Source organism: Fictibacillus sp. Mic-4 (assembly GCF_049843615.1).
Classification (GTDB): Bacteria; Bacillota; Bacilli; order Bacillales; family Fictibacillaceae; genus Fictibacillus_A; species Fictibacillus_A gelatini.
Genome location: NZ_JBBHZM010000025.1, coordinates 23,312 through 49,447 on the forward strand (window position 1 = coordinate 23,312; position 26,136 = coordinate 49,447).

Annotated in this window: 50 protein-coding genes; 1 reads left to right on the forward strand and 49 read right to left on the reverse strand. The window is 41.0% G+C overall.

Features of this window, described 5'->3' with window-relative positions; translation table 11 throughout:
- Window positions 1–12: 12 nt before the first annotated feature.
- The 17 genes from WD019_RS15240 to WD019_RS15320 form a co-directional block, all read right to left on the reverse strand.
- Entirely contained in the window at window positions 13–1,023 is a 1,011-nt protein-coding gene (locus tag WD019_RS15240) for a DUF3383 family protein (RefSeq protein WP_425712022.1), read from the reverse strand.
- 3 nt (window positions 1,024–1,026) lie between these two features.
- Entirely contained in the window at window positions 1,027–1,500 is a 474-nt protein-coding gene (locus tag WD019_RS15245) for a phage neck terminator protein (RefSeq protein WP_425712023.1), read from the reverse strand.
- The gene (locus tag WD019_RS15250; protein ID WP_035350974.1) at window positions 1,481–1,837 is read right to left on the reverse strand and encodes a hypothetical protein; all 357 of its coding nucleotides are present in this window, start codon (window positions 1,835–1,837) and stop codon (window positions 1,481–1,483) included. Before WD019_RS15250 ends, WD019_RS15245 begins: the two co-directional genes overlap by 20 nt.
- Before the next feature lie 10 nt (window positions 1,838–1,847).
- Window positions 1,848–2,459, reverse strand: a complete 612-nt coding sequence (locus WD019_RS15255; RefSeq protein ID WP_425712024.1) for a hypothetical protein — start codon at window positions 2,457–2,459, stop codon at window positions 1,848–1,850.
- Window positions 2,456–2,776, reverse strand: a complete 321-nt coding sequence (locus tag WD019_RS15260) for a head-tail connector protein (RefSeq protein ID WP_425712025.1) — start codon at window positions 2,774–2,776, stop codon at window positions 2,456–2,458. The genes WD019_RS15255 and WD019_RS15260 overlap by 4 nt, the downstream gene beginning before the upstream one ends.
- 5 nt (window positions 2,777–2,781) lie before the next feature.
- On the reverse strand, window positions 2,782–2,940 hold the full coding sequence (locus tag WD019_RS15265; protein WP_154657988.1) for a hypothetical protein: 159 nt from the start codon (window positions 2,938–2,940) through the stop codon (window positions 2,782–2,784).
- Window positions 2,933–3,877 (reverse strand): phage minor head protein, encoded by a 945-nt coding sequence (locus WD019_RS15270; protein ID WP_425712026.1) that lies wholly within the window; start codon window positions 3,875–3,877, stop codon window positions 2,933–2,935. The genes WD019_RS15265 and WD019_RS15270 overlap by 8 nt, the downstream gene beginning before the upstream one ends.
- Window positions 3,861–4,010, reverse strand: coding sequence for a DUF7302 family protein (locus WD019_RS15275; protein ID WP_425712027.1), 150 nt, complete (start codon window positions 4,008–4,010; stop codon window positions 3,861–3,863). Before WD019_RS15275 ends, WD019_RS15270 begins: the two co-directional genes overlap by 17 nt.
- Window positions 4,011–4,066: 56 nt before the next feature.
- Window positions 4,067–4,921 carry a phage capsid protein gene (locus WD019_RS15280; protein ID WP_425712028.1) on the reverse strand — a complete coding sequence of 285 codons (855 nt, stop codon included), beginning with the start codon at window positions 4,919–4,921 and terminating at the stop codon, window positions 4,067–4,069.
- 34 nt (window positions 4,922–4,955) lie between these two features.
- Entirely contained in the window at window positions 4,956–5,429 is a 474-nt protein-coding gene (locus tag WD019_RS15285; protein WP_425712029.1) for an HNH endonuclease, read from the reverse strand.
- An 85-nt stretch (window positions 5,430–5,514) separates the two neighbouring features.
- A complete protein-coding gene (locus tag WD019_RS15290) occupies window positions 5,515–6,219 on the reverse strand; it encodes a DUF4355 domain-containing protein (protein WP_425712030.1) in 705 nt (234 codons plus the stop codon).
- Window positions 6,220–6,347: 128 nt separating this feature from the next.
- Window positions 6,348–6,569, reverse strand: a complete 222-nt coding sequence (locus tag WD019_RS15295) for a hypothetical protein (RefSeq protein ID WP_425712031.1) — start codon at window positions 6,567–6,569, stop codon at window positions 6,348–6,350.
- On the reverse strand, window positions 6,562–7,965 hold the full coding sequence (locus tag WD019_RS15300; protein ID WP_425712032.1) for a phage portal protein: 1,404 nt from the start codon (window positions 7,963–7,965) through the stop codon (window positions 6,562–6,564). Before WD019_RS15300 ends, WD019_RS15295 begins: the two co-directional genes overlap by 8 nt.
- Window positions 7,966–7,976: 11 nt before the next feature.
- Complete coding sequence (locus tag WD019_RS15305) at window positions 7,977–9,266, reverse strand: PBSX family phage terminase large subunit (protein WP_425712033.1); 1,290 nt, start codon at window positions 9,264–9,266, stop codon at window positions 7,977–7,979.
- A complete protein-coding gene (locus WD019_RS15310) occupies window positions 9,250–10,134 on the reverse strand; it encodes a terminase small subunit (protein ID WP_425712034.1) in 885 nt (294 codons plus the stop codon). The genes WD019_RS15305 and WD019_RS15310 overlap by 17 nt, the downstream gene beginning before the upstream one ends.
- An 84-nt stretch (window positions 10,135–10,218) precedes the next feature.
- Window positions 10,219–10,626, reverse strand: a complete 408-nt coding sequence (locus WD019_RS15315) for a hypothetical protein (protein WP_425712035.1) — start codon at window positions 10,624–10,626, stop codon at window positions 10,219–10,221.
- 340 nt (window positions 10,627–10,966) lie between these two features.
- The gene (locus WD019_RS15320) at window positions 10,967–11,320 is read right to left on the reverse strand and encodes a hypothetical protein (RefSeq protein ID WP_425710538.1); all 354 of its coding nucleotides are present in this window, start codon (window positions 11,318–11,320) and stop codon (window positions 10,967–10,969) included.
- 170 nt (window positions 11,321–11,490) lie between these two features.
- Here WD019_RS15320 and WD019_RS15325 point away from each other — a divergent pair, with 170 nt between their 5' ends.
- Window positions 11,491–12,132, forward strand: coding sequence for a hypothetical protein (locus tag WD019_RS15325; RefSeq protein WP_425712036.1), 642 nt, complete (start codon window positions 11,491–11,493; stop codon window positions 12,130–12,132).
- Between the two features lie 91 nt (window positions 12,133–12,223).
- Here WD019_RS15325 and WD019_RS15330 read toward each other — a convergent pair whose 3' ends face one another.
- From WD019_RS15330 to WD019_RS15485, 32 genes are all read right to left on the reverse strand, one after another.
- Entirely contained in the window at window positions 12,224–12,724 is a 501-nt protein-coding gene (locus WD019_RS15330; RefSeq protein ID WP_425712037.1) for a sigma-70 family RNA polymerase sigma factor, read from the reverse strand.
- Between the two features lie 17 nt (window positions 12,725–12,741).
- Window positions 12,742–12,903, reverse strand: coding sequence for a hypothetical protein (locus WD019_RS15335; RefSeq protein WP_425712038.1), 162 nt, complete (start codon window positions 12,901–12,903; stop codon window positions 12,742–12,744).
- 149 nt (window positions 12,904–13,052) lie between these two features.
- Window positions 13,053–13,238 (reverse strand): DUF3954 domain-containing protein, encoded by a 186-nt coding sequence (locus tag WD019_RS15340; RefSeq protein WP_425712039.1) that lies wholly within the window; start codon window positions 13,236–13,238, stop codon window positions 13,053–13,055.
- 62 nt (window positions 13,239–13,300) lie between these two features.
- Window positions 13,301–13,675 (reverse strand): hypothetical protein, encoded by a 375-nt coding sequence (locus WD019_RS15345; RefSeq protein WP_425712040.1) that lies wholly within the window; start codon window positions 13,673–13,675, stop codon window positions 13,301–13,303.
- Window positions 13,672–13,878 carry a hypothetical protein gene (locus WD019_RS15350; protein WP_425712041.1) on the reverse strand — a complete coding sequence of 69 codons (207 nt, stop codon included), beginning with the start codon at window positions 13,876–13,878 and terminating at the stop codon, window positions 13,672–13,674. Before WD019_RS15350 ends, WD019_RS15345 begins: the two co-directional genes overlap by 4 nt.
- Before the next feature lie 30 nt (window positions 13,879–13,908).
- Complete coding sequence (locus WD019_RS15355) at window positions 13,909–14,100, reverse strand: hypothetical protein (RefSeq protein ID WP_425712042.1); 192 nt, start codon at window positions 14,098–14,100, stop codon at window positions 13,909–13,911.
- Between the two features lie 36 nt (window positions 14,101–14,136).
- Complete coding sequence (locus WD019_RS15360) at window positions 14,137–14,652, reverse strand: HNH endonuclease (RefSeq protein WP_425712043.1); 516 nt, start codon at window positions 14,650–14,652, stop codon at window positions 14,137–14,139.
- Window positions 14,627–15,163, reverse strand: coding sequence for a Holliday junction resolvase RecU (locus WD019_RS15365; protein WP_425712044.1), 537 nt, complete (start codon window positions 15,161–15,163; stop codon window positions 14,627–14,629). The genes WD019_RS15360 and WD019_RS15365 overlap by 26 nt, the downstream gene beginning before the upstream one ends.
- Before the next feature lie 18 nt (window positions 15,164–15,181).
- Window positions 15,182–15,991, reverse strand: coding sequence for a MazG nucleotide pyrophosphohydrolase domain-containing protein (locus tag WD019_RS15370; RefSeq protein ID WP_425712045.1), 810 nt, complete (start codon window positions 15,989–15,991; stop codon window positions 15,182–15,184).
- Entirely contained in the window at window positions 15,988–16,416 is a 429-nt protein-coding gene (locus WD019_RS15375) for a hypothetical protein (RefSeq protein WP_425712046.1), read from the reverse strand. Before WD019_RS15375 ends, WD019_RS15370 begins: the two co-directional genes overlap by 4 nt.
- Window positions 16,413–16,664 carry a hypothetical protein gene (locus WD019_RS15380; RefSeq protein WP_026678194.1) on the reverse strand — a complete coding sequence of 84 codons (252 nt, stop codon included), beginning with the start codon at window positions 16,662–16,664 and terminating at the stop codon, window positions 16,413–16,415. The genes WD019_RS15375 and WD019_RS15380 overlap by 4 nt, the downstream gene beginning before the upstream one ends.
- Entirely contained in the window at window positions 16,657–17,007 is a 351-nt protein-coding gene (locus WD019_RS15385; protein ID WP_425712047.1) for a BC1872 family protein, read from the reverse strand. The genes WD019_RS15380 and WD019_RS15385 overlap by 8 nt, the downstream gene beginning before the upstream one ends.
- Window positions 17,004–17,492 (reverse strand): YopX family protein, encoded by a 489-nt coding sequence (locus WD019_RS15390; protein ID WP_425712048.1) that lies wholly within the window; start codon window positions 17,490–17,492, stop codon window positions 17,004–17,006. The genes WD019_RS15385 and WD019_RS15390 overlap by 4 nt, the downstream gene beginning before the upstream one ends.
- On the reverse strand, window positions 17,489–17,683 hold the full coding sequence (locus tag WD019_RS15395) for a Fur-regulated basic protein FbpA (protein WP_425712049.1): 195 nt from the start codon (window positions 17,681–17,683) through the stop codon (window positions 17,489–17,491). The genes WD019_RS15390 and WD019_RS15395 overlap by 4 nt, the downstream gene beginning before the upstream one ends.
- The gene (locus WD019_RS15400) at window positions 17,670–17,858 is read right to left on the reverse strand and encodes a hypothetical protein (RefSeq protein WP_425712050.1); all 189 of its coding nucleotides are present in this window, start codon (window positions 17,856–17,858) and stop codon (window positions 17,670–17,672) included. The genes WD019_RS15395 and WD019_RS15400 overlap by 14 nt, the downstream gene beginning before the upstream one ends.
- Before the next feature lie 19 nt (window positions 17,859–17,877).
- Window positions 17,878–18,132, reverse strand: coding sequence for a hypothetical protein (locus WD019_RS15405; RefSeq protein WP_425712051.1), 255 nt, complete (start codon window positions 18,130–18,132; stop codon window positions 17,878–17,880).
- Window positions 18,132–18,281, reverse strand: a complete 150-nt coding sequence (locus WD019_RS15410; protein ID WP_425712052.1) for a hypothetical protein — start codon at window positions 18,279–18,281, stop codon at window positions 18,132–18,134. The genes WD019_RS15405 and WD019_RS15410 overlap by 1 nt, the downstream gene beginning before the upstream one ends.
- 12 nt (window positions 18,282–18,293) lie before the next feature.
- Window positions 18,294–19,136 (reverse strand): ATP-binding protein, encoded by an 843-nt coding sequence (locus WD019_RS15415; protein ID WP_425712053.1) that lies wholly within the window; start codon window positions 19,134–19,136, stop codon window positions 18,294–18,296.
- Window positions 19,021–19,839, reverse strand: a complete 819-nt coding sequence (locus tag WD019_RS15420; RefSeq protein ID WP_425712054.1) for a hypothetical protein — start codon at window positions 19,837–19,839, stop codon at window positions 19,021–19,023. Before WD019_RS15420 ends, WD019_RS15415 begins: the two co-directional genes overlap by 116 nt.
- A 68-nt stretch (window positions 19,840–19,907) precedes the next feature.
- Complete coding sequence (locus WD019_RS15425; RefSeq protein WP_425712055.1) at window positions 19,908–20,060, reverse strand: DUF6906 family protein; 153 nt, start codon at window positions 20,058–20,060, stop codon at window positions 19,908–19,910.
- Window positions 20,061–20,238: 178 nt separating this feature from the next.
- A complete protein-coding gene (recT, locus tag WD019_RS15430; protein WP_425712056.1) occupies window positions 20,239–21,159 on the reverse strand; it encodes a recombination protein RecT in 921 nt (306 codons plus the stop codon).
- 13 nt (window positions 21,160–21,172) lie between these two features.
- The gene (locus tag WD019_RS15435; RefSeq protein WP_425712057.1) at window positions 21,173–22,108 is read right to left on the reverse strand and encodes a YqaJ viral recombinase family protein; all 936 of its coding nucleotides are present in this window, start codon (window positions 22,106–22,108) and stop codon (window positions 21,173–21,175) included.
- 78 nt (window positions 22,109–22,186) lie between these two features.
- Window positions 22,187–22,495, reverse strand: a complete 309-nt coding sequence (locus WD019_RS15440) for a hypothetical protein (RefSeq protein WP_425712058.1) — start codon at window positions 22,493–22,495, stop codon at window positions 22,187–22,189.
- 13 nt (window positions 22,496–22,508) lie between these two features.
- Window positions 22,509–22,730 carry a YqaI family protein gene (locus WD019_RS15445; protein ID WP_425712059.1) on the reverse strand — a complete coding sequence of 74 codons (222 nt, stop codon included), beginning with the start codon at window positions 22,728–22,730 and terminating at the stop codon, window positions 22,509–22,511.
- Window positions 22,730–22,915 (reverse strand): hypothetical protein, encoded by a 186-nt coding sequence (locus WD019_RS15450; protein WP_425712060.1) that lies wholly within the window; start codon window positions 22,913–22,915, stop codon window positions 22,730–22,732. The genes WD019_RS15445 and WD019_RS15450 overlap by 1 nt, the downstream gene beginning before the upstream one ends.
- A gap of 292 nt (window positions 22,916–23,207) precedes the next feature.
- Window positions 23,208–23,540 carry a hypothetical protein gene (locus WD019_RS15455; RefSeq protein WP_425712061.1) on the reverse strand — a complete coding sequence of 111 codons (333 nt, stop codon included), beginning with the start codon at window positions 23,538–23,540 and terminating at the stop codon, window positions 23,208–23,210.
- Window positions 23,503–23,655, reverse strand: coding sequence for a hypothetical protein (locus WD019_RS15460; protein ID WP_425712062.1), 153 nt, complete (start codon window positions 23,653–23,655; stop codon window positions 23,503–23,505). The genes WD019_RS15455 and WD019_RS15460 overlap by 38 nt, the downstream gene beginning before the upstream one ends.
- Entirely contained in the window at window positions 23,656–24,177 is a 522-nt protein-coding gene (locus WD019_RS15465; protein ID WP_425712063.1) for a helix-turn-helix domain-containing protein, read from the reverse strand.
- Window positions 24,178–24,315: 138 nt separating this feature from the next.
- The gene (locus WD019_RS15470) at window positions 24,316–24,630 is read right to left on the reverse strand and encodes a hypothetical protein (RefSeq protein WP_425712064.1); all 315 of its coding nucleotides are present in this window, start codon (window positions 24,628–24,630) and stop codon (window positions 24,316–24,318) included.
- 12 nt (window positions 24,631–24,642) lie between these two features.
- The gene (locus tag WD019_RS15475) at window positions 24,643–25,374 is read right to left on the reverse strand and encodes a phage antirepressor KilAC domain-containing protein (protein ID WP_425712065.1); all 732 of its coding nucleotides are present in this window, start codon (window positions 25,372–25,374) and stop codon (window positions 24,643–24,645) included.
- A gap of 190 nt (window positions 25,375–25,564) precedes the next feature.
- On the reverse strand, window positions 25,565–25,837 hold the full coding sequence (locus tag WD019_RS15480) for a helix-turn-helix transcriptional regulator (protein ID WP_425712066.1): 273 nt from the start codon (window positions 25,835–25,837) through the stop codon (window positions 25,565–25,567).
- A gap of 45 nt (window positions 25,838–25,882) precedes the next feature.
- The gene (locus WD019_RS15485) at window positions 25,883–26,119 is read right to left on the reverse strand and encodes a helix-turn-helix transcriptional regulator (protein WP_425712067.1); all 237 of its coding nucleotides are present in this window, start codon (window positions 26,117–26,119) and stop codon (window positions 25,883–25,885) included.
- Window positions 26,120–26,136 lie beyond the last annotated feature (17 nt).

A 26,136-nucleotide genomic window follows, 5' to 3' on the forward strand; every position in this document is an offset into this window, starting at 1 on the left:
GATTACCCCTCCTTAGTACATAATCTCGCCGGTAATGTATGCTTCATGCACGGCCCCCGCCAATTCAAAAGAAAAAGACAGGCCGTTATATACACGACCCGTTCTTTCCCCATCCGGAACCTCACTTCGAGACTTTGCTGAAACAGTGTATAGTGCATTTCCGTCTTCATCAGCAGCAATAATGCCGTTTGCGAATGCCTGCTTAAGAGTAGTTGTAACAGCCCCTTCAATCAGGCTAATACCCCGGCTGTCATATGGAACCTTAGGATTGTTTGTAAACACAGACTGAACATTGTTCTCCATGTTAACTTTGATCCAAGCCTTGCCGTGCATGACGTCAATGTATTCACCGCTGGCGACAATTCCCTCACTGGTTTGTGGAATACCGGCTTTGGTGACGTACGCAATTGCACCGTCTGCATGAATCGCAGCGAGTTCAGATGTGCTGACATTGATCGGAGTGATCCCATTCAATTTTTTAAATTTCCATGTGATGGAACCTACAGGCTGACTGCCCAATTCTCCAACAAGCGCCGCATCTGGATACTCCGTATCAATCGTGTGATAAAAAGGGATGCTTAAGTCATAAGCTTTTTGTTTGAACCCGTTTCGATCTGCAGCTGTCGAGACCTTCGCAACAAACATTTTGAAACCTTGACTTTGAATAAAATCTGCAACGGCAAGTTGCTCTGTCACAGTTGCATCTGCAGTAATGACAAAAAACCAGTCGTTGTCATAGTATTTCGGAAGGATTTCTGCAGGTGTTTTTCCTTCCGTTGTGGATGCGGAATCATACGTGGCAATAGAAATTTCTTTTGGGCGATGTTCCTGTGCAAAGATTGCCTGTGCCTTTTTGTAGGTGTTTGTGCTTTCGGCAAAATCAACTTTAACCGCATTGAGATCGCTATAATTTTTGATGGTACTGGCTCCGGTTTTTTTGGCTAAAATAAGTGGTTTGCCAAGTCCAACAAGGCCGGATGGTTTCCTAATATCTATTGTTACTTTCACATCCTGTAACGGCATGTCCTAACCTCCTATATTCACAGTTTCAATGGTTTCATTGATGTGGCGAACCTGTTCATCGGTCGCCCGGAAAATGACGTCGAAACCATGTTTGTATTCGTAATTGTCGATTAAAAAAGTAGTGCGGTTTTCAATGTTTCCGACACTAACAATTGCCATATTCCTGTCCTGGATAAATTCTTGGCCCAAAAATAAAAACCACTGATGAACTTTGTGAGCCAGTTCAATCGTGGTTTCGTTGTCAACAGCAAAAATATTAAAAGATATAGTAAACCTGTATTGCTCCGTTCGTTTTTCAGTTCCGTCGGGAGATTGCGTTATTGATCCCTTCCCCCGGTCTTTAATGAAAGGTGAAGTAATATTATAGACTCCGTACGGCAACGGCGGCTGCGGGGCGGTCGTATTGGCTTTGACAATTTGCAAACCAGTGTCCCTCTTAATTTGGGCAATAATCTCTTTAATTGCCAGCAGATTCATTGCCCGCCCACCTCGCATAATAAATAAAGACATCCGCATAATCACTGTAGTCCTTGAAATTCTGAATCGTGTACGGGATGCCTTTGTATTCGATTTTTTGTCCGATTTTTAACGGTTGTGTCGTGTAAATCTTCCGGTCCTTTTCGGAATAAGTGCCGGCTTCAGCGTACCTTAGGTCGTCTTCGGAAAGAGGAAGGATGATTCCGACCATGTTAACAGAAACTTTGCTGCCCGGGATCCAGTCGCCGTTATCCGCCCAGCGCCCTTCTGATTCCTCACATGCAACAAAAGGAACTTGAAATTCCTCTACAAAATCGGCAAATTCGAATGGTTTCATTCAACCACCTCTAATCCACTTGATGGCGAATTGAGCCTACTAAATGTCCTGTATCCATTAACGGATTTGATGAACCTTTTACAGCTTGTGTAGCAGCACTATTCGGCGGTTCCGAAATTGAGCGCAACTTCTTCTGAATGAGACCAGCAAATTCCATGCCAATCATATTAGCGAAAACATCTGGATCGATTCCGCCAGAAATTACATCGTCGATCATCGACTCTATTTTTTTTGAAATATAGTCAATATTTTCGTCATATCCGGAGCGCAAAAAAGACCGTTCCGGAATAGTGACGGACTTCAAGAGAACGAAAAGAACCTCGAAATCATTTTTGCCCTTAGGGATCGCAAGGACATTGGTGCCAGCTGGCCGGAACAAATCAGGGAAGTCGGATGCACGCTTTCCTTTTGCCTTTGGGCTGACAGGAACGGTCAAGAACTGGCCGTTTTTCGGTTTGATCGTCGTTCCAAACTCATGAACCCGGGCAATCATCACTATTTCAGAATCGTCAGAGCCGAACACACCAACCTTGATTCGCTTTTTGTTGAGCCTTTCCAGATTCCGAGTGAGTTGGTCCATATTGTTGGTATCTTTTATGGTCACGCCGGTTTTTCTTCTCATAGGAACCGCACCTTTCTATACGGCTTTAATAGGCGGTGAACCTCGTTCATGGTGCCGCCTTCGAAAAACGATTTGCTCATATCGCCGAGTGACTGGGAAGCAACGTTACTGTTTTCCTGGTATGCTTTAACCAACTTAGTAATAGCCTGCTTCACTCCGGATGGAAGAGCCATGTTTCCATTCTCATCTAAAAAATCTTGGCGGCAAAACGTTTTGGTGTAGTCGATGGCATCTTCTAAAGCAACGGATAAAAAGGCATCTTGGGAAGTATCAGACAAAGATATTTTAAGCCGCGTTTTCAGTTCATCTAGTTCCATTGATTTCACCTCTCGCATTCAAGTCCGAGATTAGGCATCATTTTTTCAAGATATTCCTCTCTTATTGAAAAAGGAATACGTTCATCTTTTAAGATTTCAATGAGACCGCCAACAAGATTTTTGAATATGTCCAAATCCTGTACGTTAATACTCATCTTAGCCATTTTTCAGCCTCTCTTTCTTCCAATCTTCAAACGTCATACTTTCAAGTTCCTTGGAATCGGGCTTCGTGACCTTTTCTACGGAATAAGTAAGGAAGCACCGGCAGTTGATATCCTCGCTAGCTATCCCAAACTTCCCCGGAGCCGGTCCCTCTCCGAGTTTACCCTTGAAATTCTGCTCAACTGGAATCTTTTTGCCGTTCAGCATACGATGATCGGCACTACCTTTAGCATCCTTCTTTCCAATGCCACGTCCGGGCCTAACACGCTCATCCTGCATGCTGTTCCATTCTTTCATCATGATTACGCCATTATTGTTTGCGTGAATGGCCGAATCGAGTTTGCTTGATTCCTTGACCCGGTGAGCCTCAGTCCTGACGATTCTCATTGCTTTGGTAGCGTCGCCTTCGAGAGCTCCTTTTAGACGAGTAGCCATAGATTTATAACTTTCGCCTTTAACAAGTCCCTGCGTGATCTCCTGCCTGATGGTATAAACAATCAAGGAGCGATTCCTTTCAAGCCTTTCGCTAAGTGTCAATCCGGAAATCGGGTTCTCGATCATTGCGGTGATGACATCAGCAGAAACAGCAGAATAGGCAAGTTTGCTGAGAGTGTCGGTTTCAACTGCCCATGCAGTGAGATAATAACCGTCTAAATACGACTCACCCAAAACGTCATATATTAGGGATTTCAGTTGTTTATAACGAGACCCTAGCAGTCTATCAATTTCCCTCATAAACTTCGTGAGACGATCATATTTCGCCATTTCCGAATAGGTTAAAACGCCGCCTGTTTCGTACTTCTCATAAAGTTTCGCAAGGGCCTGCCGGATCTCATTAAGCGTGACAGCATATTGCATAGCGATAGTACGTTCAGAACCCTTTACTCTTTTATTGACGATCCTTTCAATTTCTTCGGCCGACTTATTTAGATTTTTCATCTACATCACTTTTCTTTTTGGCTGCTGCTTTCGGCGCCTCTACTTCCTCGTAATAATCTTGCTTTAATAAGCGTTTACCATGTTCTTCATCTACCAGCCAGACATGACCAGTCTCTGTGTTTTTAACCCACATATCTCTACACCTCCTCATAAACAAAAATAAAAAGAGGGCTAATTTTACCCTCTGGATTATGCCGGACGTTTCGCGCTCAATACCGCTAATGCTTCTGGCCGTACAACCTTCGCTCCATAGAGATGGAGGCCTTTTAACGCATCAGCAAAGCGCTTTTCAGGGCGATATGCTTCGACCTGGTTAATTTGTTCTGCATAAGACCAGGCAATATTATGGCCAGCAATAATTTTGAAGTTTTCGTTGGCACCGGTTACTTTAGGCACATTGTTTGATTTCAGTACGTCAAAGCCAGCTGCACGACCGATCTGACCATTTAATAGGCGGGCGTCGGATGGGAGGTTTCCAGCTTTTACGAATCGATCATCTTTCAACATTAGTCCTTCATACCAAGGAGGAACGATAACGAATCGGCCTTCTTCAGGCACATTGGCCTCATCTAATTTCACGGACAAATCAACAAGATATTCGTAAGCATCCGTTTTTGCTGGCTGAACAGGAGTCGTATCGTCACCGATTTTATGCAAAGCATCCACATAGTGACTTGCGATGAATTGATCGGCAGCATTGCGTAGGGCGTAAGCCGCGTTCTGCATTGCCTGCCCCATCACTTTCGGATTTTGCTGAGCTTTATCAATGTCATCTACCTGGAAGTTGAAATACTTCGACTGTGTGATTTGAAGCGTGCGTGTTGCATCGGTCAACGTTTCAGGATCACTCATATTCGTGTTTTTTGTGTAATCCCCAATAGTCACATCGCCCACAGTATTGATCTTAACTGTATCTCCTGCATTTCGAATTCCCCCTTCGTAATCCCTGTTAATAATGGTCGGCTGCCCATAAACAAGCGATTTTTGTAAAGCTTGTAATAAACGGGCGCTCCAAATCGTAGGTATAAATGATTGTAAACTCATGTTTCTTTTCCCCTTTCTAAATAAGTAGTTCGAGTTATCCTTCGCTCGTTTTCATGAAACGGCCTCTTTTATCGCGTTTCACTGTTTTCTTATGCAGAGCGATGTGTGTGCTTCTGTCTAAAATTTCCAGATTAGAAATATCGTTATTTTGCTTATTTTCATCTTTATGGTGGACAATCTCATCCTCAGTTAGATACCTGCCGATATGACGTTCCATCACTAATCTGTGTTGCGGAACGTACCCTTTTGCCGGTTTAGAAGCAGGATGTTCGGGTGCGTATTCCATGATGTACCCGCACGAATGAATGTAAGTGCCGCCCTTCCAATTATAATGTTCACTGCCTTTAGCAACCTTTTTCTTGCGTGGTGATTTATATCCCCTACTGATTTCGATATCGTGTTTCTTGAACCAATATCGCATCGTTGAAATGCTACAATTCAAATGTCTCGCCACCGCACTCACAGAACCATGTTCTGCGTATAACCGCTCTAATGTTTGCTTATCCAATGCAGATACCCCCTTTTTGATATCTCCATTGTACCTTGCGAACATAGCAAAAACAACGGTCGGGATAAAGTTATTATGTTTTATCCTATTGTTTCCCTTGCAGGAATTTTTCAATTTGCTCCCAGTTTTTATTGATTTCTTCTGGGGTCATCTTTTCAATTGCTTCTTTTGTTAATGGCTGTCCCGGCGGCGATGGAGGGTTCGGATTGCGGCCACCCTCTTTAAATTTCGATTCCACAGCCTGTTGAACAGCAGCAGAAAACACTTCTTCAAACAAGCCGAGATTTTGAACAGTAGAGTCCTCATCTTGACCGATAAAAAAGTCTACAAGTTTTGTAGGCAACTGTTTTTCTGTAGCCACAGATAACGCTTTGTTACGCAACGATTCGCGTACTTTTTCCTGTTGAATCTTCTCTAATTGCTGTTGCATCTCTCTGATCTGTTTTTGTTCGGGTGTTTCCGGCGGAAAACGCTTTGCAATCTCTTCCTCCAATTTTTTTGGAAGAGTCTTTGTTTCGTAAGTTTTAATAGCATCTGTAACACGAGAGTCCGTAAGGGATTGCAACCATTTTTTTGCGTCTTGATTCTCGTTGACAAAAGCCTGTACAACGTCAAGAGTCAACGCGTTATTTTGCGAACTTGGCGGCTCTGGCGGTGTTGGATTACCTCCTTCTGCCGGGGGATTCCCCCCACCTCCATCTCCTGGTTCCGCGAAATATTGAAGATTTAATGGAAAACGGTACTTCGGTTTAAACAATTTCGGGATATGGTTTAAATCATTTTTGAGCATTAGAAAATTCCTCCTTGCCCTCTACAGTTGCCGTATAGCCCCTGTAAAGTTCAATTGTTATCGTGTTGTTCTTTATAGCGCCTGCAACACGGAAAAAGGCAATAAAAAAAGCCCCTCATGATGAGTAGCTAATCATTGTATACTGCATATTGAATGTCATTAATAATCGCCTGTGATAAGCCTAATTTTTCAAGAAAGCTGATCGTATTCGTGAATCCACAAATAAATTCGCCATTATTCAGCTTCACGCCCAATACTAATCCCTCAATCTGCCCATCATGATATAATTCTGTGAGCTTATGAATCATGGTGGAAACGGAATTGCTATTTAAAGTAACAATATCAGCCATTTATTACTTGATCTCCTTCTTCATTTTGTTGTTCATTAGGATTGTTGTTTCTTTCGTTTGGAATACGATCATTCATGAAATGATCTAAATTAATGCTTTCTTCCTTTTCCTGCTGCATTAAATCCATTTCATAATCCACATCGTCGATATAAGGAATTTGCGACAGTAACGTGCGATCTGAATGGATTCCTTTCATTTTTTGCGAATAGTCACCGATGTAAAGAAGGTCAATCGGCACGTTACGCTTGAACTCCCAAAAAATATCGAGATAATTCAAAGGGATATTTTTGCGGGCCCAGGCACTGCACAATACTTTGAATTGTTGGCGAAGGCCTTTACTAAACTTGAGCGCCTTTTTGCCGGCTTTGTTCTCAAGAGAAAGCATCTTCCACTTTCTACTCTCACCAGATTGGCTGCCACCACTAAATTTTTCATCGGTCATGTCAACAGAAGAAGAAAATTTATGAATGTTCTCGTTAAGTGTTTTCTTGTTGTTTTCTACAAAAGTGTCATTGATGTTTTTTGTAATGAAATCAACATCACCATTTTCGTCAACTTCGAAAGCCCCTGTTTGCTTTGCATTTTCAATCACTTCCGCATCCACGTCGGCCCCTTTAAATTTCATATAAGCATTTGCAAATGTTTCAATTTCGTTTACAGAATCGCTCATAATCTTGTCATAGGCATCGATCAGCGTTTCGGTCTTTTCGAAGTCCCCTTTTTCCTCATCATTGTTAGGAAAAAGAATAAGGGGAACGTTATCGAATAAATGTGGTCCGTCTTTTTCGCTTGTGTCTGGGACAAACTCATCACCATTTTGAATGTAGAACATGACATTTCTAATGTCATACCACTCTACCTTGATAATGTCCTCATCTTTCTCATTTTTAATGGTGTAATATCGAATTGCATTGGTGACGACCCCCTTGTTTTCGATAAAGACGGATTCCCACGGAAAGACGTTCATGATTCGTTCGTTGCCGTCGGTATCGATATACAAAAGGCGGGAAGCATAACCGCAAATGCTCATTAACTTTCCGAGTTCGCCGTCCAGGTCATCGACTGCATTTAATACAGTGAAATCGGACAGCTTGTTCTTGAAAACTTTAAATTGAGCATCAGTGTAATCGCGTTTATCAATCTGATAGCCAATGGGCTTTCCGAACAAATACCCTACGACCTGGTCGATGATATAACCTCGGTAATCATGAACCAATTTATTATTCGGCTTCTTCGGATCCTTAATGACTCGGCTTTGAATAGGGATGCCTTCACCGTCGTAACGGTTGAAAAGACCGATCATCTTGTCACGATGCGGCTTATGCCAGGCTAAAACTTTTTTTATAACATCGGGAATGGAACCTTTTACTTCTAATTGGATAGTCGATCGTTTCAATTTATCACCTCCTAGTAAAGTGATGGCACTGCGCGGGCTTTGTTTTTACCTGATAGCACAGTGTTCACAAAATAACGGTCACTGTCCATCTGGTGATCGTTCTGCTTAACCGGCTTATCCTCACCGCGTTCGGCCGCCTTTTCATCCCAAATATAAGAAGAAAATTCACGGAACGTTTCTTTACAACAATCGTTATATTTGATTTTTCCATCATTCAGCGCTGTTGCTACGTTCCGGATCCCATCAATGACATCGTTTTTAGCTTTAATTACCCTAAAATGATTTTTCTTCAACAAGGCAATAAAGGAAGCAGCGGACGGATCCACGATAATTCCCTTTATATCACTCAAGCCTTGAACAAATTCTTGAAGATCCTCTAAATATTCCTGGTCGGTTTTTTGTTTGCTTTTCTGCCGGCCATCGTAGTGATATTCTTTGACCTTATACCAGACGCCATCAAAAAGCCCCCACAAACCAAAGGTTGTCGGGTTTTGTGTACCGTAGTCTATACTAACGTAATATTTGGAATACGGTCTATCTTCCGTCTCAACAACATGCTTGTCTTTATCAAACATGTCATAAATAATACCTTCCGCAAGCACCCACAGCCCCAGAATATAACGCTTAAAGAATACACCCGAATACATCCTGTAATAGCGTTGCTTAACCTTCTCGGAAAGGGATAGGTTATCATCCATCGTAAAATGAAGGTGCAGCGCGTTCTTTTCCTCTAATCTATCGAGCCATTCGAGCTTAAACCAATGATACGGCCCTGCTGGATTGCAGTTGAACCATAGCTTTGCACCATCTACAGAACAACGGGCAGTTGCCTGATTGACGAACGATTGCGGCATTAAGGCAGCTTCATCAAAAAACATGCCGGCAAGCGTTATCCCTTGGATTAAATCCTGAGAACTTTCATCCTTACCACCGAATAAATAAAAATAATTGGTATTCCCATTACGACTTATAGAAAGAAGATTGTCGGCTCGGTGATCTTTAACTTTGTACCCTCGGGTTTTCAGCATCTTTTTTAAGGGGCCGACGACATTACGGCGTAGGGCACCGATCGTCTTTCCGGACATCCCAAAGTTCTCGCCGTCAAACGTCTCCATCGCCCACATAACGAAAGACAAGGACATTACGACGGTTTTCCCCGCACGTACAGATCCGTCACAGATAATGGCATCTTTATCAGCATGCGGCGACCCGGGCATCCACCAGGTTAGAACTTTCTTTTGCTTTAGGGAAAATGGCTTAAATTTAAAAGGCGCGGAAAGTTTCTTAAGTAGTTTCGCCATCGTTCCACACCTCGGCTACTTCACTTTTTAAGGCATCCATAAATCCATCGTCACCAACTTCCTCATCGGACCCATTTACCTTAGTTTTCATGAGGGAAAGTTTTTCTTCCTCAATCTTACGCTTAAACTGATCCGGGAATAAATCGAAGTATTTGGAAAGCATTTCAAGAGCTTTCATTTTGTCAGCAAGTTTGATGGAAACGCCGTCTTTCCCTTGTTTAACCTCGGTTATAATTGTTCCGTCTATCATTGATGAATCCTTAAAATCGACATAATTGACTTCTTGATAAACTTGTTCGTCATTCTCGTCTTTAACCGGGCCATACATACCAATAACCGGAACTTCCCTTTTGCCGAAAATTACATAATCAGTAATGTCAGCAAAAGCAATCTTCACCCACTTTTGAAGCACGTCCATAGCATCTAGGAAGAGTTCATTGGTCATTGCTCCTTTAATACGTTTGATTTCATTTGAAACCTTAGGATTTCTTAATAACTGACTTCCTGTTACATGAGCACTATCAGCAGCGTACCCAGCTTTAATGGCCGATTGTGTAGCATTAAAGGATTTCACATAATACAAACAAAAAAGCCTTTGTTTCTCGGTCAATTTATCCGATTCCACAACAGGCTCTTTAATATATGGAGAACGTGCCTTTTTCGTAACCTTTTTATTTGGAGTACTCCGTATTTTTTTAGGTAGTACTCCGTTTAATTTTTCATTCCATTTATCTTTTGATTTCCAGGCACCAATTGTTTTTTCAGGAACACTTAATTGCTCGGCGATTGATCGATTTGTAATATCGCCATTATATTTTTTGAATATCTCAAAGGCTTCATCTCGTTTTGGATCGCGTTTTCGTGGCACTACATTTCACCCACCTCCGGCTCTTTATTTGTTTTGAGCATAAGAAAAAGCACACCACATATGTGTGCGCTTTACAAATTTAATTTATTTATTATAATCATATAGCTCAAAAGTTCTACATTCAGTAGGAGAGTTGCTACTATCAAATTTAGATATTAATTCGGTAAACTGCCTATTTGAATTAAAATAAGTTAATATTTTTATCATCTTTCCTCTATCTAATCCGGCTGCCTCAAATTCATCTTCTAAATCATAGTACCCAGTTACTTCCTTCAAGTCAGCTGGATCTTTCCAATATTTATTTAAAATATCTGCAGCTGCTCTTAATTCTTCTTTAGTGATAGGATCTAAGTCGGATATTTCCTCGTCGATTGCAGTTTCTATACCATTAAGCAATCCATAAATTCGCCCTTCGGAAACAGGACAATATCCATTTCTATTTTGAATGCGGTATATTTCTCCGAGTATTTTACCAAATAGAAATTTATCCATTATATTCTCACCCCCTCCTTCCCATCTACACAATTCGCCAAAAAGAGGAAAAATCCTTCACTGTAAAATTACATCTTCTTCATCTTCCATGAAAGTACACTTATCACACAAAATCCGAATACCTTCAATATGTGAAATTTCCAAAGCGTACCTTTTTTCCAACTCAGTTAATTCTGCACCACAGTGTCCGCATTTCATAAATTAATCCCCCCTTTCGGCATACATTTTTCGCCAAAAAAGGATAATATCCTGCAATTAAGTTTATTTTTTGTTTACTTTCTTTAGAGAAAACCGTTAAATTATTTACTCCTTATAGATAAAGACGGCAAAATAAAAACACCTACTGTTTAGGCGCTAATTCTTTCGTTGATTTGGACGGCGGCAAGTACCCGTCTATTCTATCATCAACAAAATTATCCAACATAAACTCGTAAATACCCACTTCTTTGTCAGCCTGTATTGAGTTTTTCGGATAATAATTTTGTTTTATTGTCACTTTAAGCTTTAAAATTTTTAAGCATTTAATAAGTTTTTGGACTTCTATTTCATTATAGGCATTCATTTTTACATATGAATTTTTTAATAAATACATCAAAGCCCAGTGAGCTTGAGAATGACTTGTTTCATGAAAGGGGATTTCTGAGTATCTTACCTTTGCAAAGTTTTCTGTTGAAATAAATTGATTTTTCGCCACTACAAATCACTCCAATTCCAATTCTTAGTCCGCCGTCATTACCTATAAGCAACAAATAAAAAACACCACAAATAATGTCGTGTCAAAAAGGATTATGATATTTTATGTCGAAAACACAATTATGGAAGAAGTAGTAAACAAAGAGAAAAAGAAGAAAGGCGGAAAATTTATTGTATACTTGTCACAATCAAGAAACCCTAATTACTGTTATACCAACCTCAAGACATGGACAACCTTATGATATTGCAAGGGTTGAGGCTATTTTCCAATTAGACCAACCAATCACGGAAAATGATCTTTTATTAGTTCCTGAAATGGAAAAAATCCCAAAAGATTTACTGGAAATGCTTAAGTTGAGTAAGGTTAATTTAGCACCGATGCCTGAGTCTTATGTAAATGAAGCTTTAAGCGATTTCGCACAAGAATCTGCTGATCCGAATCGAGATCGTGAAACATCAGAAGACGCAATGCTAGGTTTGGTAAGGAGATACCTAACTAAAATCAATCCTCAACAAATCGGTACAGATTACTTCTACCGGGTTAGTTATGAGTATTCTGTTTTTCCTAACAGCCAAACGGGGTCGTTCTTCTTATATGCCGCAGTCCCTTTTAAAGGATTTAATATGCCAGCAGGTAGTCAGGTTCGGTTTATCAGTGTCCTACCTACTGGTTCTAGAGTAATTAATGCAACAGGAACAGATATTAATTCACAGCCACTTTCAGCAGACATGGACGATGTGGCACAGGGGAAACCTGTTGTAAGTTACTTTTGGCAAAACGACCCAGACTTTGTTGTGGAATATACTTATTAATTCTGTAAAATACTACTTCTTCCTGCTGGGATATTATTTTCCCAGCTTTCCACTTTTCATATATAGATGGCAATCGTAAGACAAAAAAGCCTCAACCGCACAAGCAGAAGAGACTTTGTTTAACCCGTTCAGATATTTTCTTTTCAGCACGTTCAATATTTTTCTGGACAGTCCCCTTTGAAATGCATAAATACGCTGCAATTTCTTCATAAGAAAAACAATGACCTCTCTTCATCAAATAAATTTCCCTCTCCCGATCTGTAAGAACAGAAAGAGCATCCTCAATACGTTCTCGATCCCAATCAGAGATCTTATCTTCTTTTAAATGATCATCCCATTCATAAACATCTTCAGTACTACGGAAAAATTTCTGCATAACTAATGGATTAATCGATTTCTCACGCTGATAGGCAGCCCGTCTTTCTATTCCTCGTTTATTACCTGGACAGCGCCCGGAGCGCATCCATTGAAGAGCATATTCAAGATCACTCGCCATGCTTCTGAGAATAGCTTTATCCTCTTTATTTGTGGTTTCTTGAGCTTTTCTAACCATATGCAAAGTTTCTTTATATTCATTGATCAAATCTTGCATCAGAGGCCCTCCTTAATTTACTTTTGTCTAAAAGCACCTTTGTGCCTTTTGTATGTAGGCCGGCGAACCCCCATCATTTCAGCCCAAAACCGTTCGCCCTCTTCTGGTTGCTGTTTCCTTCGTTTTAGCGCCATGTTTTTCTTTTTCCACTGTTTTAATTGATCTTTCAATGTTTTCACATCAACACCCCCTGCGACGGGTCCAGCTACACGAATATGTATAGTGACCCCCTAATATATCAGCAAAATAAAAAGGACACGAAGGAGGACATCTTTTGTGTCCTCTTTTCGTGCCCGTCCGTTCTTCGGTAAAGGCTAAAATTATTTTTTTATTCAATCCTTACCCTTTCTTCCATCAAGACATCGATCACCCTCCCATCTCTCCAAATAGCTGTCTGTTTGCCATGTCCTGACGAAGGAGCATTTATTTTTGTGACATATCCATCCTTTACAACCAAAATGCAATTTTCCAATAAGCTTATCTCAGTAGTCATTTTCTCTAAATTTAAATTCACCGGTACCGCCCCCTAGTGTGATACAATTAATTTAGGGAGAGCCGGAGACGATCCGGCTTTTTTTATTGTGCAAATTCAACCTTCTCTAGCTTCGAAATCCGTATATCCCTTACACCTCTATGCGATCCGACAACCAGTGTGTTCCGATCAATGTAATGAAAGGCGTAATAAAAATCAGAAACGGCATCATTCACACTGAACAAAAGAAGATTATCAACCATTCCACAATACCGAAGAAAATATCCTTCCGACATCTCGAAACTGGTTCTTTTCTTATCCCCGAGTTTTGAAACAAATTCCCCTGGATAAAGTGTACCGTCACCTAATTCAACGGGAACCGGCTGTATCCCATCAATCACCCGAGCATACATTGCGCCGTACTTGAAAAAGACCTTTGGGTTTCCGTCAAGAATATCGAAAATGTCTAATTGGCTCATAACTTCCTCGCCTTTGGCCAAGTCCAATCTGTTTTCCTTTGTGGGCCCCGAATAATTTTTTGTCGTTTCGCCCACGACTGAAGCGCGGTGTCAACGCTGTTCATAAAGTTTGCACCTTCCAGGTTCAGCCCCTTCTGCGGCGGCAACGAGCGATAATGTTCAAGTTCCTCTGGCGAAAGATAATAAACCTTTACCTCGTTCATGAGAATCCTCCTTAGTCTTTGCTTAGCGAATTACGAAAACCGTTTATATTCGTTAAGCAATTGAGTTTTTGTCATTTTATAAATCTGTCTTGTTAAATCATCCCAATATTCGTAGTGGATATAACCGTCTAAATCCTCATAATGAACGTAAATTATTTCATCTTCATCAACATTTTCAAAAAGGCAAAAGTATTTATGCCTGACTTTTATTGTGCTGCTCATACTGCCATATCTTTGCCGATCAGCTTGTCCACTCTACTAATTTACAGAAAAAGGCGTTAGTTTCTTTCTGGCTTCTTTTACTGCTTTCTCAGCATCATCTATATTTTCAAAGAGACCGATATGATGTTCCCTTCCGTTAACCGTTACCCGTGCCCGCCATTTATTTTTTTGTTTATGCCAACCTACTCCTCTTATACCACTTCTAGATTCGATTCTTGCTCCTTTTCTGTTTTGCTGATTTTGAGCATGCGTTAAAATCCTCAAATTACTTCTCGTATTATTCAAGGTGTTATGGTCTATATGATCGACATGAAATCCTTTGGGATCATCCATAATGAGTCTATGAAGAAAAACAGGTCCACTTTTTCCTTTAGGCAAGTTTCTCTTTACATAAAAACTTTTTGTTTTATCGCTCCACCATGCATACCAGTAACCTTCATGATCATCAACTTTTATAAAATCTTGAACAGAAATTACAGTTTCTAATAACTCTCCCTTCCTTTTTATAAAAATAATTACTTTATCTTTATCTAACTGAAATGCGTTTTTCATCTGAACACCCCAATATAAGATCAACTACTGATAAAAAATCCAACGGAACCCGATCGTTCGGCACCTCGTATGCATAAACATCGAAATCCTCTTTCGGAATGCTTTTCCGGCCACCGTGTGCAGCATGATATACATAATGCTGAATTGTTGAAAAAGGAACAAAATACACTTGCCTTGACTGCCTAAACTCTATGAGAACAAAAGCCACTCCGCCCATGCTCTCCACTTTTTCGAGATAGTCTATCTGATGCTGATGAAGGTTTTTCAAATCAAATCGATCAATGCCAACCGATTTTGCTTCAAAAGCTATTGCCCGGCCCTGGTACACCCCGTCGTAATCGACCGTACTTTTAGATTCGTAAAAACCGTTTAAGACCTTAGTTCCTTTGCTTTTTAAGACTTTAACGGGAGTGGGGCGTTTGTTGATCAGCGCGATCTTTTTGGTTGCATAAAGCTGGTTATTCAGATTGAGCAGCATTTCAAAGGCCATTCCTCGATTTCCTTGAGACATCAGTAGTCCTCCATTTCATTAAATCACCCTATTTCGGCTTGCATCTTCGCTAAAGCCCTCAGGGTAACGTTTTTTAAGTTTTTCGATGTTCTTTTTGGCTAAATCATCTAAATCAATGTTCATGGTTGTTGCTAAATTTGAAACATACCAAAGGACGTCACCTAATTCCTCTTTTATCTTTTCGATATCCAATTCGTGCTCGTGGTATATTACCTTTTTAAGGTAATCAACTACTTCCCCTGTTTCTCCAGCAAGCCCCATGCAAAAATTTGAAACTTTTGTGTTGAACCATTTTTCTTTAGGGACTGTTCTTTCTGCCATTGATTGATATTCTGCAAAATTCATAGATTTCACCTCATTTAAAACTGCAAATTCACCGTGGTATTTTTCTGCCGCCTTGTTATATGCAAGAGCTGCTTGAATCTCACTATGAAAATAACCTAAATTTATGGTTCTTTTGTTCACTTGAATCCTGGCTTTCCACTTGCCAAAGATATCCTCTGTACGTTTATGATATTGAACACCTTTAAAATTCGATTTAGCGGAAGCTGTTTTTCTAGCGTTCCAGGTGTTTTGTATTTTTGTCACATTCCTTAAATTAATTTTTCTATTGTCTAAGGTGTTGCCATTAATATGGTCAGTCACCATATCATCTGGTGTATTAGCGATAACCCTGTGCATAAAAATAATTTTCCTTTTTCCGTTAGATAGCCTTATATTTCTTCTCGCATAACCAAGAGCGTAGTGCCATTTAAAACAATTCAATTTTTCAAAATCCTCATCATCAACCAAAGCAACTTTACCTTGTGACAATGGAATCTCCTTCACACCGTCTCCCCCTTCCGTTTCTTCTGGAGCTTTTCTTCAAGCTTCTGTGTAACTTCTCTTTGCTGCCTCAGTTTGTTGCTTGTTTGGATGTACTGTTTTTTGATGCCGACCAATTGGCTGTAAGCGGCAAGATAACTATTTTTAAATTTGTCAAGTTCTTCTTGCAAACTATCAATCTCCTGTTGCAAAAGTCGTTTATCCTCAATCATTTGGTAGACAAACTCTTTGGCGGTTTCGGCTTCGTGTTGGGATTGTTGAAGTTGATTTTCCAAGTCGAAACATTTAGATATGAAATATGGATCTTCTTCATCTAGTAGCCGTTCCACTTCACTGACCAGATCAATACCAATTCCAAGAAGTAATGAAAGATTATTGCAGTTTCCGTCAAAAAGGATGCTTTTAAATTCCTGCAATTTATCAGTCATTCAGATTCCTCCATTCCCTGTTCCGCTGCATCAAATAAATTGTCAAATGATTCCGGGTTCCCGTTTTTATGCCTGTTAACAACCTCTAAGCCAGTTCCATACAGATAGTAAAAATAGTTGTAAAATCTTTGTAGTAGCTCATTTTCCTTCTGCAATCGTTCCACTTTAGACTCCAAATTCTGCAATACATCAATAATTTCCAAAACATTATTTTGTATTTCTCTTGCGCGTTCTTCTACGTCATTCATTGGCGTTCCCTCCCTCCACACATTTCAAGGCGGCCAAGCAAATGGCGAGTGGGGCAGTTTCTGCTCGTGCTACTATCCAATGCGTACCGTTAAAAACGCGGAAACTGTATCTCCTCTCATCACAATGTGACTCAAGACTAATACCGCCGATGTTACTTTCTAACCATTCAACCACAAGCCAAGCATCAGAAATATTGGTGGAAGGGGAAAAATGTTTGCCAAGTATGATCGGATTCCTCTCTTCGTCATATGCCTCGAAAATATCGATTGTTGGATAATAGGCAACCTTCCACCCCATCACCTTTTCAGCGATCAGTGCATCGAGTTCTTTTCCTGCCTTCATTCGGCATCCCCTCCTTCCAGTAGGTGAGGGTGTTCGTAAATGTTGCCGATCACTTCCGCATATTGATGATGGATTTTTACACCACTTCTCTTTGATTGAAGTTTCCCTTCATCATCGTATTTCTTGCACTTGTTCAAAATAAAACCTTCTGACGGACGGTAACAAACGACTCCGATAAAATATCCTGATTCTTCAATCTCGCGATCGACAAAGCCTAATGAAACGGGATCGATGATGTCGCGACCGATTTCGAACTCCCGTTTTATGATGTCACCTTCATAAATCTCTTTGCCGTTCTTGTCGTGCAGTCCGGTGTATTGCATAAGAATGTAATCGCCATCTTCTCCGCTTCCTTCACCATTTTGCAAATTGTAATATTGTACTGTCCCGTTGGAGAAACAATAAAGCGAATCGTGAGTGTCTGTGCCTACCAGACGCATTCTATTGAATGTCTTGTCAAAAACACGAAACTTAATCTCTCTCAAAACACCACATCCCCTTCTCGTTTCAAATTCAAAAAGCGAAATTCGTCCTCGAGCTCAGTGAGCGTTAATTCATAGAGCTGCCTGCCGTCTGGATGTTCGAATATCCCACATGTGATAAGCTCCCGAATAAGCATTTTCTTCCGCCCCTCAACCGCCCGGCGGAGTAGACCTGGAGAATTAGCAAGTTCCATGCCATCCACCCCTTGCCGCTATTTCCTCAAAAGCTTTGTCGAAGGCTTCTTTTTCTTCGTTAGCCAGTTTCAAACGCAGTTCGCAATTGGCAACCTTCTTCCTAAGTTCTTTGAGCTCAATTTCTGCTTCTGCGATGCGGTTTTTTATGTTTTGCTCGTACACCCTCCAATTCATGGTATTGACCCCCATTCGGCTAATATATGCCGTGTTTTCGTGGCTTGCACTTCCGTTTCCTTGCTCGATCGATTAGCAAAAGGGCTACTTCATCAATGTCCCTATCAAATCGCTTGGCGATAAATTCAAGAGAGCAGCCATCTTGCCACATTTCGTCAAAGTCAAGCACCTCTTGTTCGGACCAACCGAAATCCATATCCTCGCAGGCGATATACGTTTTAGGTCGAGTTAAGTACGTTTTTTCAAGTTCGGTGATTGTCTTGGCTTCTCTCATTAAGCCGTTTCCTCAATGTCTTCCGGGAATTCAGCGAAATACTCTTGAACCCATTTGTCGAACTCTCTAGCAGCTTTTGCGGCCTTTTGAGGATCCGTTTCAGGTTGGAAAAGATACATTCCGCAGCCGAGTTTCTTTATGTCTGGCATTCATAATCCCCCCTATGCCAATCGATAGTTTAATAACTTCCTGTCACCTTCAAGGACAACCGTATAATCTTTGCTCATCTGATAAATACGGGTACCGAGCGCCTCATCGATGTCGCATAGCATGTCCACATTCAATTCGGATGAGACCATAATCGGCTTATGATTCAAATATCGGTGGTTGATGACTGCATACATTTGCTGAATCTCAAATTTTGTAGCCCCTGTCTTGAAAAGATCGTCAATGAACAGGACATCGACACGTTTCATTTTCGTAAGCTTTTCCTCTAAACGGTCGAAATCATTTTTCAGATCATTGAACCCTTCGACGAAAGGGAAATACAGTACGCTCACTTGTTTTTTGTGTATCAAATTGTTGGAAAGAGCCGTTAGCAGATGTGTTTTCCCTGATCCCGGCTGACCGAGAAGACATATGCTATTACAACGATTGTCTTTAATCGAGTCATAGTCTTTGTAATAGTCAATTGCGCATTGATAGGCCTCATGAATAAGCTCATGTTTGCCCTCAAGGATAAAGTTAGAGAAGGTCATTTTTTGAAATTCCTCTGTTATCTCACTGAATTTCATCAAATGCGCAGATTGTCTTTTGCGGTAACACTCGCAATCTATCAGCGTTTCTATGAATTTTGGCAAGCCGTTTGGCCAGGTCTTCTGGTTCCCGTTTTCATCAAGATCAGGAATGTTTTTAATGACGAAGCCCTTATCTCTACAATTCGGGCAGTTATAATTCTGGCTTTCTCTTCCCGAGTCGGCCGACTTGGCCGCCTGTAATTGAATCGCTGCTTTTTTTTGGAGGTCTGCCAGAACGTCCTGGATACCGGAGAATCTTTTGGTCACGCTTAACCTCCTCCTTTGCTTTGTTATTGTAAAAGTTGCCTAAGATAATTTTCTTGCAATAACCAAATGACGTGATTTCATCGCCCGGGTATTGAGGTTTAAAATCGTGAAACGCTTGGTCTACACCGCGCAAAACCTCTTCAATTGGAACACCAGCTGATAGGACAGCTTTAATATTCTGGTAGTCGGAGACCTTCGGAGCCTTGCCGGGTTTCCCGCGTACTTCCATGAAATATTTGGCAATTAAATCCACATCGTCATAATGTTCTTCTGGCTGTGGCGGCATCTTATCAACAACAACATCTTTTTCATTCTTAAGACATTCTTTATCATTCTTGTTTATATCCACGTGGTGTTCCCTATCTGTTTCTTTACTGTTACCCTCAACATCTTTTGATTGGTACAAATCCCAATTTAGCAAGGTTATTAGTGTGTATTGCCTGTTACCCTTACCACGATTTATGGTGATCATCGATTGATTTTCTAACCAGTTTAAAATAGTGGAAATGGTCTTTGGGTTTGGTTCTTTCCATTTCACCCCCTCGTACCACCCAACGTCTTTCGCAATATCCCTGACAGAAGTTAAATGTTGTCCAGCTTTAATGGTCAAAAACGTTCCATCACGCATTGGAATTTTATTTTCTTGATGATTGACCTTATACTTGAGATATTGCCAAACCCGGTGATAAAGAGGGGGCATCATCCATATGTCACTTCCGAGCTCCTTGCGGTAATCTTTGATGTACCCCTGCAAAATATCACCCTCCTAAATTAAGCCGGAACAATACGTTTCGAACCCGTCTCACGATGAACCAAATGCATTTCATTATGTAGATTCTTGATGATAAGCCAGTTTTCTGGATTAAGCCCCATTGCCTTTATATGCTCTTTCTGACGTTTTGTTGGCCGTTTACCGTTCTTCATTCCGCGTTATCCTCCCTCACACAAACGATATATTTTCCCTTCTTGACACGTTGTGGCTTAAAACCGGGATGATTTCTTTTCAAATAAGCAAATACATATTGCTTAAACAATTTGGGATTCCGATCGGCGATCTCCCAGTAGAGAGAGGGAATGCCGATCGGGTACGCTATTGTCTTTCTCATCCTTGATTAAAAAGATTGTTGAGCTCTTCATCTGTTGGATCCGGCTCACCGATATCGTTTGGCGGCGGTGTTGTTTCTTCCTTTGATTTGTTCTCGTCAAACCACTCTTTTGGCGCTTTTTTGAGATTTCCTTCCTTCTCCTCTTCTTCAAAAGGAGGAGTTACATCGATGATTTCAACCGGTTCCGGATCCGCAGTGATGTCTTTTCTAACAACTTCATCCTGGGCGGCTTGCTGCTGTATCTCGACCGAAATGGGCAAGTACTTCCACATATGCCGGATAACGGTTTTCTTTGCCATTTCCTCATAATCGGTATGCCACGGGCTATGTTTTGATTTAGCTGCAGCTGAACGATTCCTACGCTTCTCGATCTCACTCTTTGGCATGTACTCGAATTGATAACCGCCATCTTTAAAGTGAGCTACAGCATATGCCCCTTTAAAATTCCCTCGGTCACCATCAGCTGGCTTGTGCTTAAGTTTCGGCTCGAGTCCTAACTCATGGTCAAATTCATCATTTTCATAAACTGCATGAGCGTAAATATTTTGAATCTGGCCGGATCTCCGAGCTAGGTCGATCATTCCTTTGTAGCCGATGATAAAAGTAGCTTCCCTACCGTAAGGGATAATGTAACAGTGTCCGATTAAACCGGGCTCTAGTCCCAGTTGCGCTGCTTGCATGACGGCTCCCATTAATGATGGAACCGAACATTCCATAAGCTTTGGAGTTGTTCTGAATGTTGTAAGGGCAATTCGTGCAAGTCGATCAGGATTCATGTGGGAAGGCAGCGCCTTTTCAATTTCAGGCGCCATCTTCTTAAGGTAAGCTGCAATCGTTTGGGCCGGGGAAGCTGCAGGAGCATTACCCCCGTTCTTTCGATTGGCCAATTGGTTCTTGAGTTGTTGATTTGTAGCCAACTATGATTCCTCCTTATTTCACCGCAAATCGGCGGTATGAAGATTGATTCAAGTACTGCTGATACAGTTCCGGGTGATCTTTAGCAAAACGTTTGCTGTCAAAACGATTGCTAAAGATGGATTTCCATGTGATGGTCCGTTCGCCGGCATAGGCCTTTTCGTTATCGCCCATCATCGCTTTCAATTGGTTCTCGTATTCTTTCTTGCGGGCTTCTAATTCTTTCAGTTCGTTGCTAACCTGGTCTAAGGCTGTAACGAGAGTTTCCGCGTTCGGTGGCAACTCGATTTCTGTCTCTGGTTTTGCTTCCGGGTATAGTGCTTTTAACAAATCGGAAGAAGCATCCGAACCGTCAAACATTGGCGGAATTTCTTTTTCAACGTGATTGAGCCAGAAATTCTTTTCCTCTTCGATCAGAACCTGTATGATTTCCTCATCGCGTTCAATCTTCTTGTAAACAAACTTGTTGCCCCCGATTAAAACGGCGATCCACCACGCCTCGTAGCCTGTTACGGCCATATAATGCTGGCATTGAATCAGATAAGAAGCAGGGATTTCATCATCTTTCCATTCGTCTTTCAGGTATTCAGAGGCCGTTTTACATTCAAGACCGGCCTTTTCCCCAACAATCAAACGGTCAACGTTAGCGAGCATCCAGGGATATTCAGGATGTTGGAGAATGGCATTCCTACGACGAACTTTTAATCCAGTACGCTTTGAAAATTCCTTTGCAACCGTTTCTTCATGGATGTTTCCCCAATATGCGGCCTCGCTTGTTTCCTCTTCCTGCGGAGCCTGTCCAATCTTATCAAGATAAACGGCCACTGGTGATTTCCATTTATTTAAGCCTAGGATTGCGGCGGCGTCACTACCGCCGATTCCCTTTTTTCTAGCCTTGAGCCATTCGTTACGATCCATATCACTTGTAAGTGCGAAAACAGAAGCGTTCATTTTAACCTCCCGTTGAAATTTTTGGTTAAATCCCATACAATGGTGATAAGAATATTTGACAAGTGCTTTTCTGAACCGTCACCCTGCCAGGTGGCGTTTTTTCATTTCGTGATACTTCGATGTTACAGCTGCTTTGGTGCGACATAGCTTGTCAGCAATTCTTTGAAAATCAACTTTGCCAGCATGGTTCATGAGATAAAAAATTTCTTCCTGCGTCCATTTGCCAGTTTTGATGCCAACTGTTGATGTAAATTCAATCTTGTTGTTCTCAAGTTTTTTCCTAAGAGCCTCTATCTTCTGGCTGTTGTTTACAAAAGGATTTCTCCTTTCTTCATCAAGCAGCCGGCAGATTTGCAACCGGATGGCCCGTTTTTCTTCGCGTGTCACCGAACTTCCCTCCCTACTCCGCAGTAAAAAATTTGAAACCGTAGACTTCTTCGAGATACCTTTCTAGGTCATCTTTCAAGATCAATTCGCCGGCTTCTTTATCCTCGACTACGTCATCGCCAGAAACGATTTCGTTTCCATAGTAATCGATTCCGAAATGCTCCGACTGTTCAACCATATCGGCCGGATAACCGGTACGCTCGATCTGTGTGATCATTGGGTGTTCGATCATCATTAGTCCTCCCTCCTTAGATTTGTGTAACATTCATCACAGATTTTTTGTCCAAAAAACGGATGAACGGCTTCCTTTTCTTCCTTACAGAAGTCGCAGACTTCGTTCTCGAAGATCAGGATAGTTTCGATGAACTCGTCATCCTCTTCTTCAAATTCATCATCCTCAAAATCATCAAATTCTCTCATTATTTCACCTACCTTTCTGGTGCTCGGTCACCACCATCAGAACCAGGAACGTTGTGGAAGGGGGGATGGGGAGAACATCGTTCCTGATCCTAATGGAGGGACCAAACCCTCCTACTCTGCTGCGGCCCCCTCTTTGCTATAAGGCATAAGTTTAGCCCTTGCTTGTTTGACAGCCTTTTTTGCCATTTCTAAATCCTCAAACAGCCCAATATGATGCCCTTGCTGTTACCATTTTTGAATGGTAAAATAAAAGTGTTCGAATATTTCCGGTTCTGCAGTTAGCGTATTGCCCTTACGCTAGCTGCTTTATTTTTGGTCCATTTTCTGCTTGAAACTCTGCTTTCTTTTCTTTGACCCAATAGGCAAGTTCGAAATAAATCCCGGCCGTATCTCGATTGTGATTCGCATAATGGAACCAGGCGTATTTACAAAGCGCTCGGCGAACATATTCTAGCTCCATCCCGTCCATAAGGAATGTTCCGTTATCGGATGCAAGCACTCGATTCAAAGCGATATCGAATAAGCGTTTTTTACTTCCTATTAAATTTCTGCTGTAAGCTTTCATGGCCGTTTTAACCATTCCTAATTCAGCCGGTAACAATTTTATTTGTGCCGCTGTTCTCATTGCTTGTCCCTCCATAAAATTTTTGAATGTGCTTGAGAAAAACTCGTAAATCTTCAAAGCTACTAATCTCTTCAAAAGCGACTTCTAATTGCTCGGATAACAAAGATCGATCCATTCAACTTCTCCTTTTGATGTATCCTTTTGATCGAAGTTTCGCATGCTGCTTCTTCCACATCTTTAGCCATGAAAATCCGTATTCGATACAGATGATTGCAACGAAATGAGTTAGGGCGATAATGGCGTCGATCGCTTGGATGATAGCCTCTTCAAGTTGGTGTTTTTCGTGCTCTTGTATGTATTTGGGCTTAGCTGATAAACGAACGCCTCTGATCGACTCTAAAGCTTCATCCAATTCTTCGAGAGTTTTGTCCTTTACGGTGGAACGATGCAGATCAACAGCGTCTCCATCCAATTTTGAAACCCAGCTCCCACCTGTATAATCATGGGCCACCTCCATCGCGTAAAAAGGATTATCGAACTTCTCCATCAATGATCGGGAAATATCTTGTGGCACTTTTGCCCTCTCCGTCTCATATGCCGAAATGCTTTCGCGAGAAACATTTAGGTCAAACGAAAGTTGTAATTGAGAAAGGTCTTGCTCCCTCCTTAGTGCTTTGATTGCCTTACCAACTGCCATAAGTTAATTTCCTCCCTTTACCAAATATTCATTTTGTAGAATTTATAATAAAAGATAGATAGCTTCTGCTCTTATTGAGTCGAAAAATAGCAATTTTCCTTTCGCTCCTTGAAAAGTTAATAACCTGATAAAAAAGGGCTATATAGCGCGATTGAAAAAGTTTGCGTTGTTGCTATCCATCCACTCCGTATGTTCTTCAATCCATTTCATAAGCATATGAGTTGGTACTTTCGGTCTTCCAAACTCACGAATAACTGGAAAGTCAGCACGATTTAAAAGTTCAGATGCTTTTGTGTCCTTAATTCCAAGGAAATCCTTTAGTTGATCCCGGGTTAATAATGGCGGCCATTGGTTGGCAGTATCCATTTTTTCTTTTAGCTTTTCGAATGCACGGTCTGCAATTTTTGCGGCGATGATATCCATTGCCGCATCGTCGAAATCGAGTTTTAACAATAGTGCCCCCTCCTAACTTACTTTTTTAAGTAATAAACGGAACGTTTCTTTTCCTTTAGGTGTAATCAAGGTTTGAACATCCGCCTTACCATTTCGTTTCCACTCTTTTAATTTGAAGAGATCCGGAACGTACTGAGCGTATGGCTTAAGTTTTCCTTTGGCATCACGATAAATGTATTTGTTATCAAGCAGCCAATTGATCAGATGCCGTTGGCCGACCTCCAACTCTTTAGCTGTATCCCGAAAGTTGGTGAGTAAGTTTCGATCTACTAGTGCATCGAAATAATCGGCTTTCGGTTGCATGACGGCAATCTGTTCATTTTGTTTTCTTACGGTCGCCAGAGTTGCCTTGAACATGGTTTTCGTTTGTTCGTCAGCGTGCGGCAAATATGTTTGAATGAATAAATCGTCATTTGCGACATAGCCTCCGGTTTTTCGAATGGTTGGAAGAACTTCATCGAAAACCCATTTTTCAAATTGTTCTGCACTTGGGAGCTTGGATTTTACAATAAGACGATAAAGGTTGCCTTCACTTATAAATTTTTTATTCTGTAATCCACCATTTGAAGGGACCTCGTAAAACGCGACCCCCTCTTTCTTGCAATGTTTTGACAAAGCATCATGAGGGTTTGCATATCCTAGTATTAATGCAACGTCAGTAGCTGGAAAAAACTCTTTATTGTCTTTTACTAAAATTTGTAGTTCTCCAAACATGGAATGGTTATATCTTTGTAATTGGTTCACATTCTTCGCCTCCTGATTTCATTATAAAAATCGGAAAGTTTCCAATTGTATGGGATAGACGACATCACGCGAACTTTCAAAAAATATCTAATTACAAAATAAAGAAAATTATAGTTGCTACTTACCGCAAAATGTCGTTTATTCTTGTTCAACTGGAAAAAATCTTAATTTTAATAGTCAAGTCCTATTTTTATAAATCAGGAAACAATTTTTCAAAAGGTACATTAAATATTTCTAAAAGGCCACTCTCTACTTCAAGACTCGGCTTAATTCTCCCGTTTTCTAGATGAGAAATCGTTGAGGTTGAGACACTTAGTAATTTCGCGAGTTCACCCTGAGTAAGACCTTTTTTTTTACGCTCCAAGATTAAGCGTTCACGCTTTACCCCTTTAATGTTGTTCCATTCTAAACTTGGAGCTTTAGTTTTCTTTTTAGATTTTCGTTTTTTTCTTTGAATTGACATTTCTTCACCGCCTTTCGTGGGTTGGAGGTTCATCAGCTGGCCTCCTTAGGCTGAATTTGATTTCGGTTTTTGTAAACTATGTTCGACGTTATCGATAAAAAAAATTTCCCGTGGGTCTTTGTCAAAAAAGTTCGAAATCCTCAGCATTAATTCTGCTGTTGTGTTACCGCCATTTTCAATCGATACAATTGTCTGTCTTGACACGCCAAGAGCGTTCGCTAATTCTTCTTGAGTTAAATCGAATTTTTCGCTCCTGCGTAGATACTTTACTATATTTCGCATAGAATTTATCACCTCAC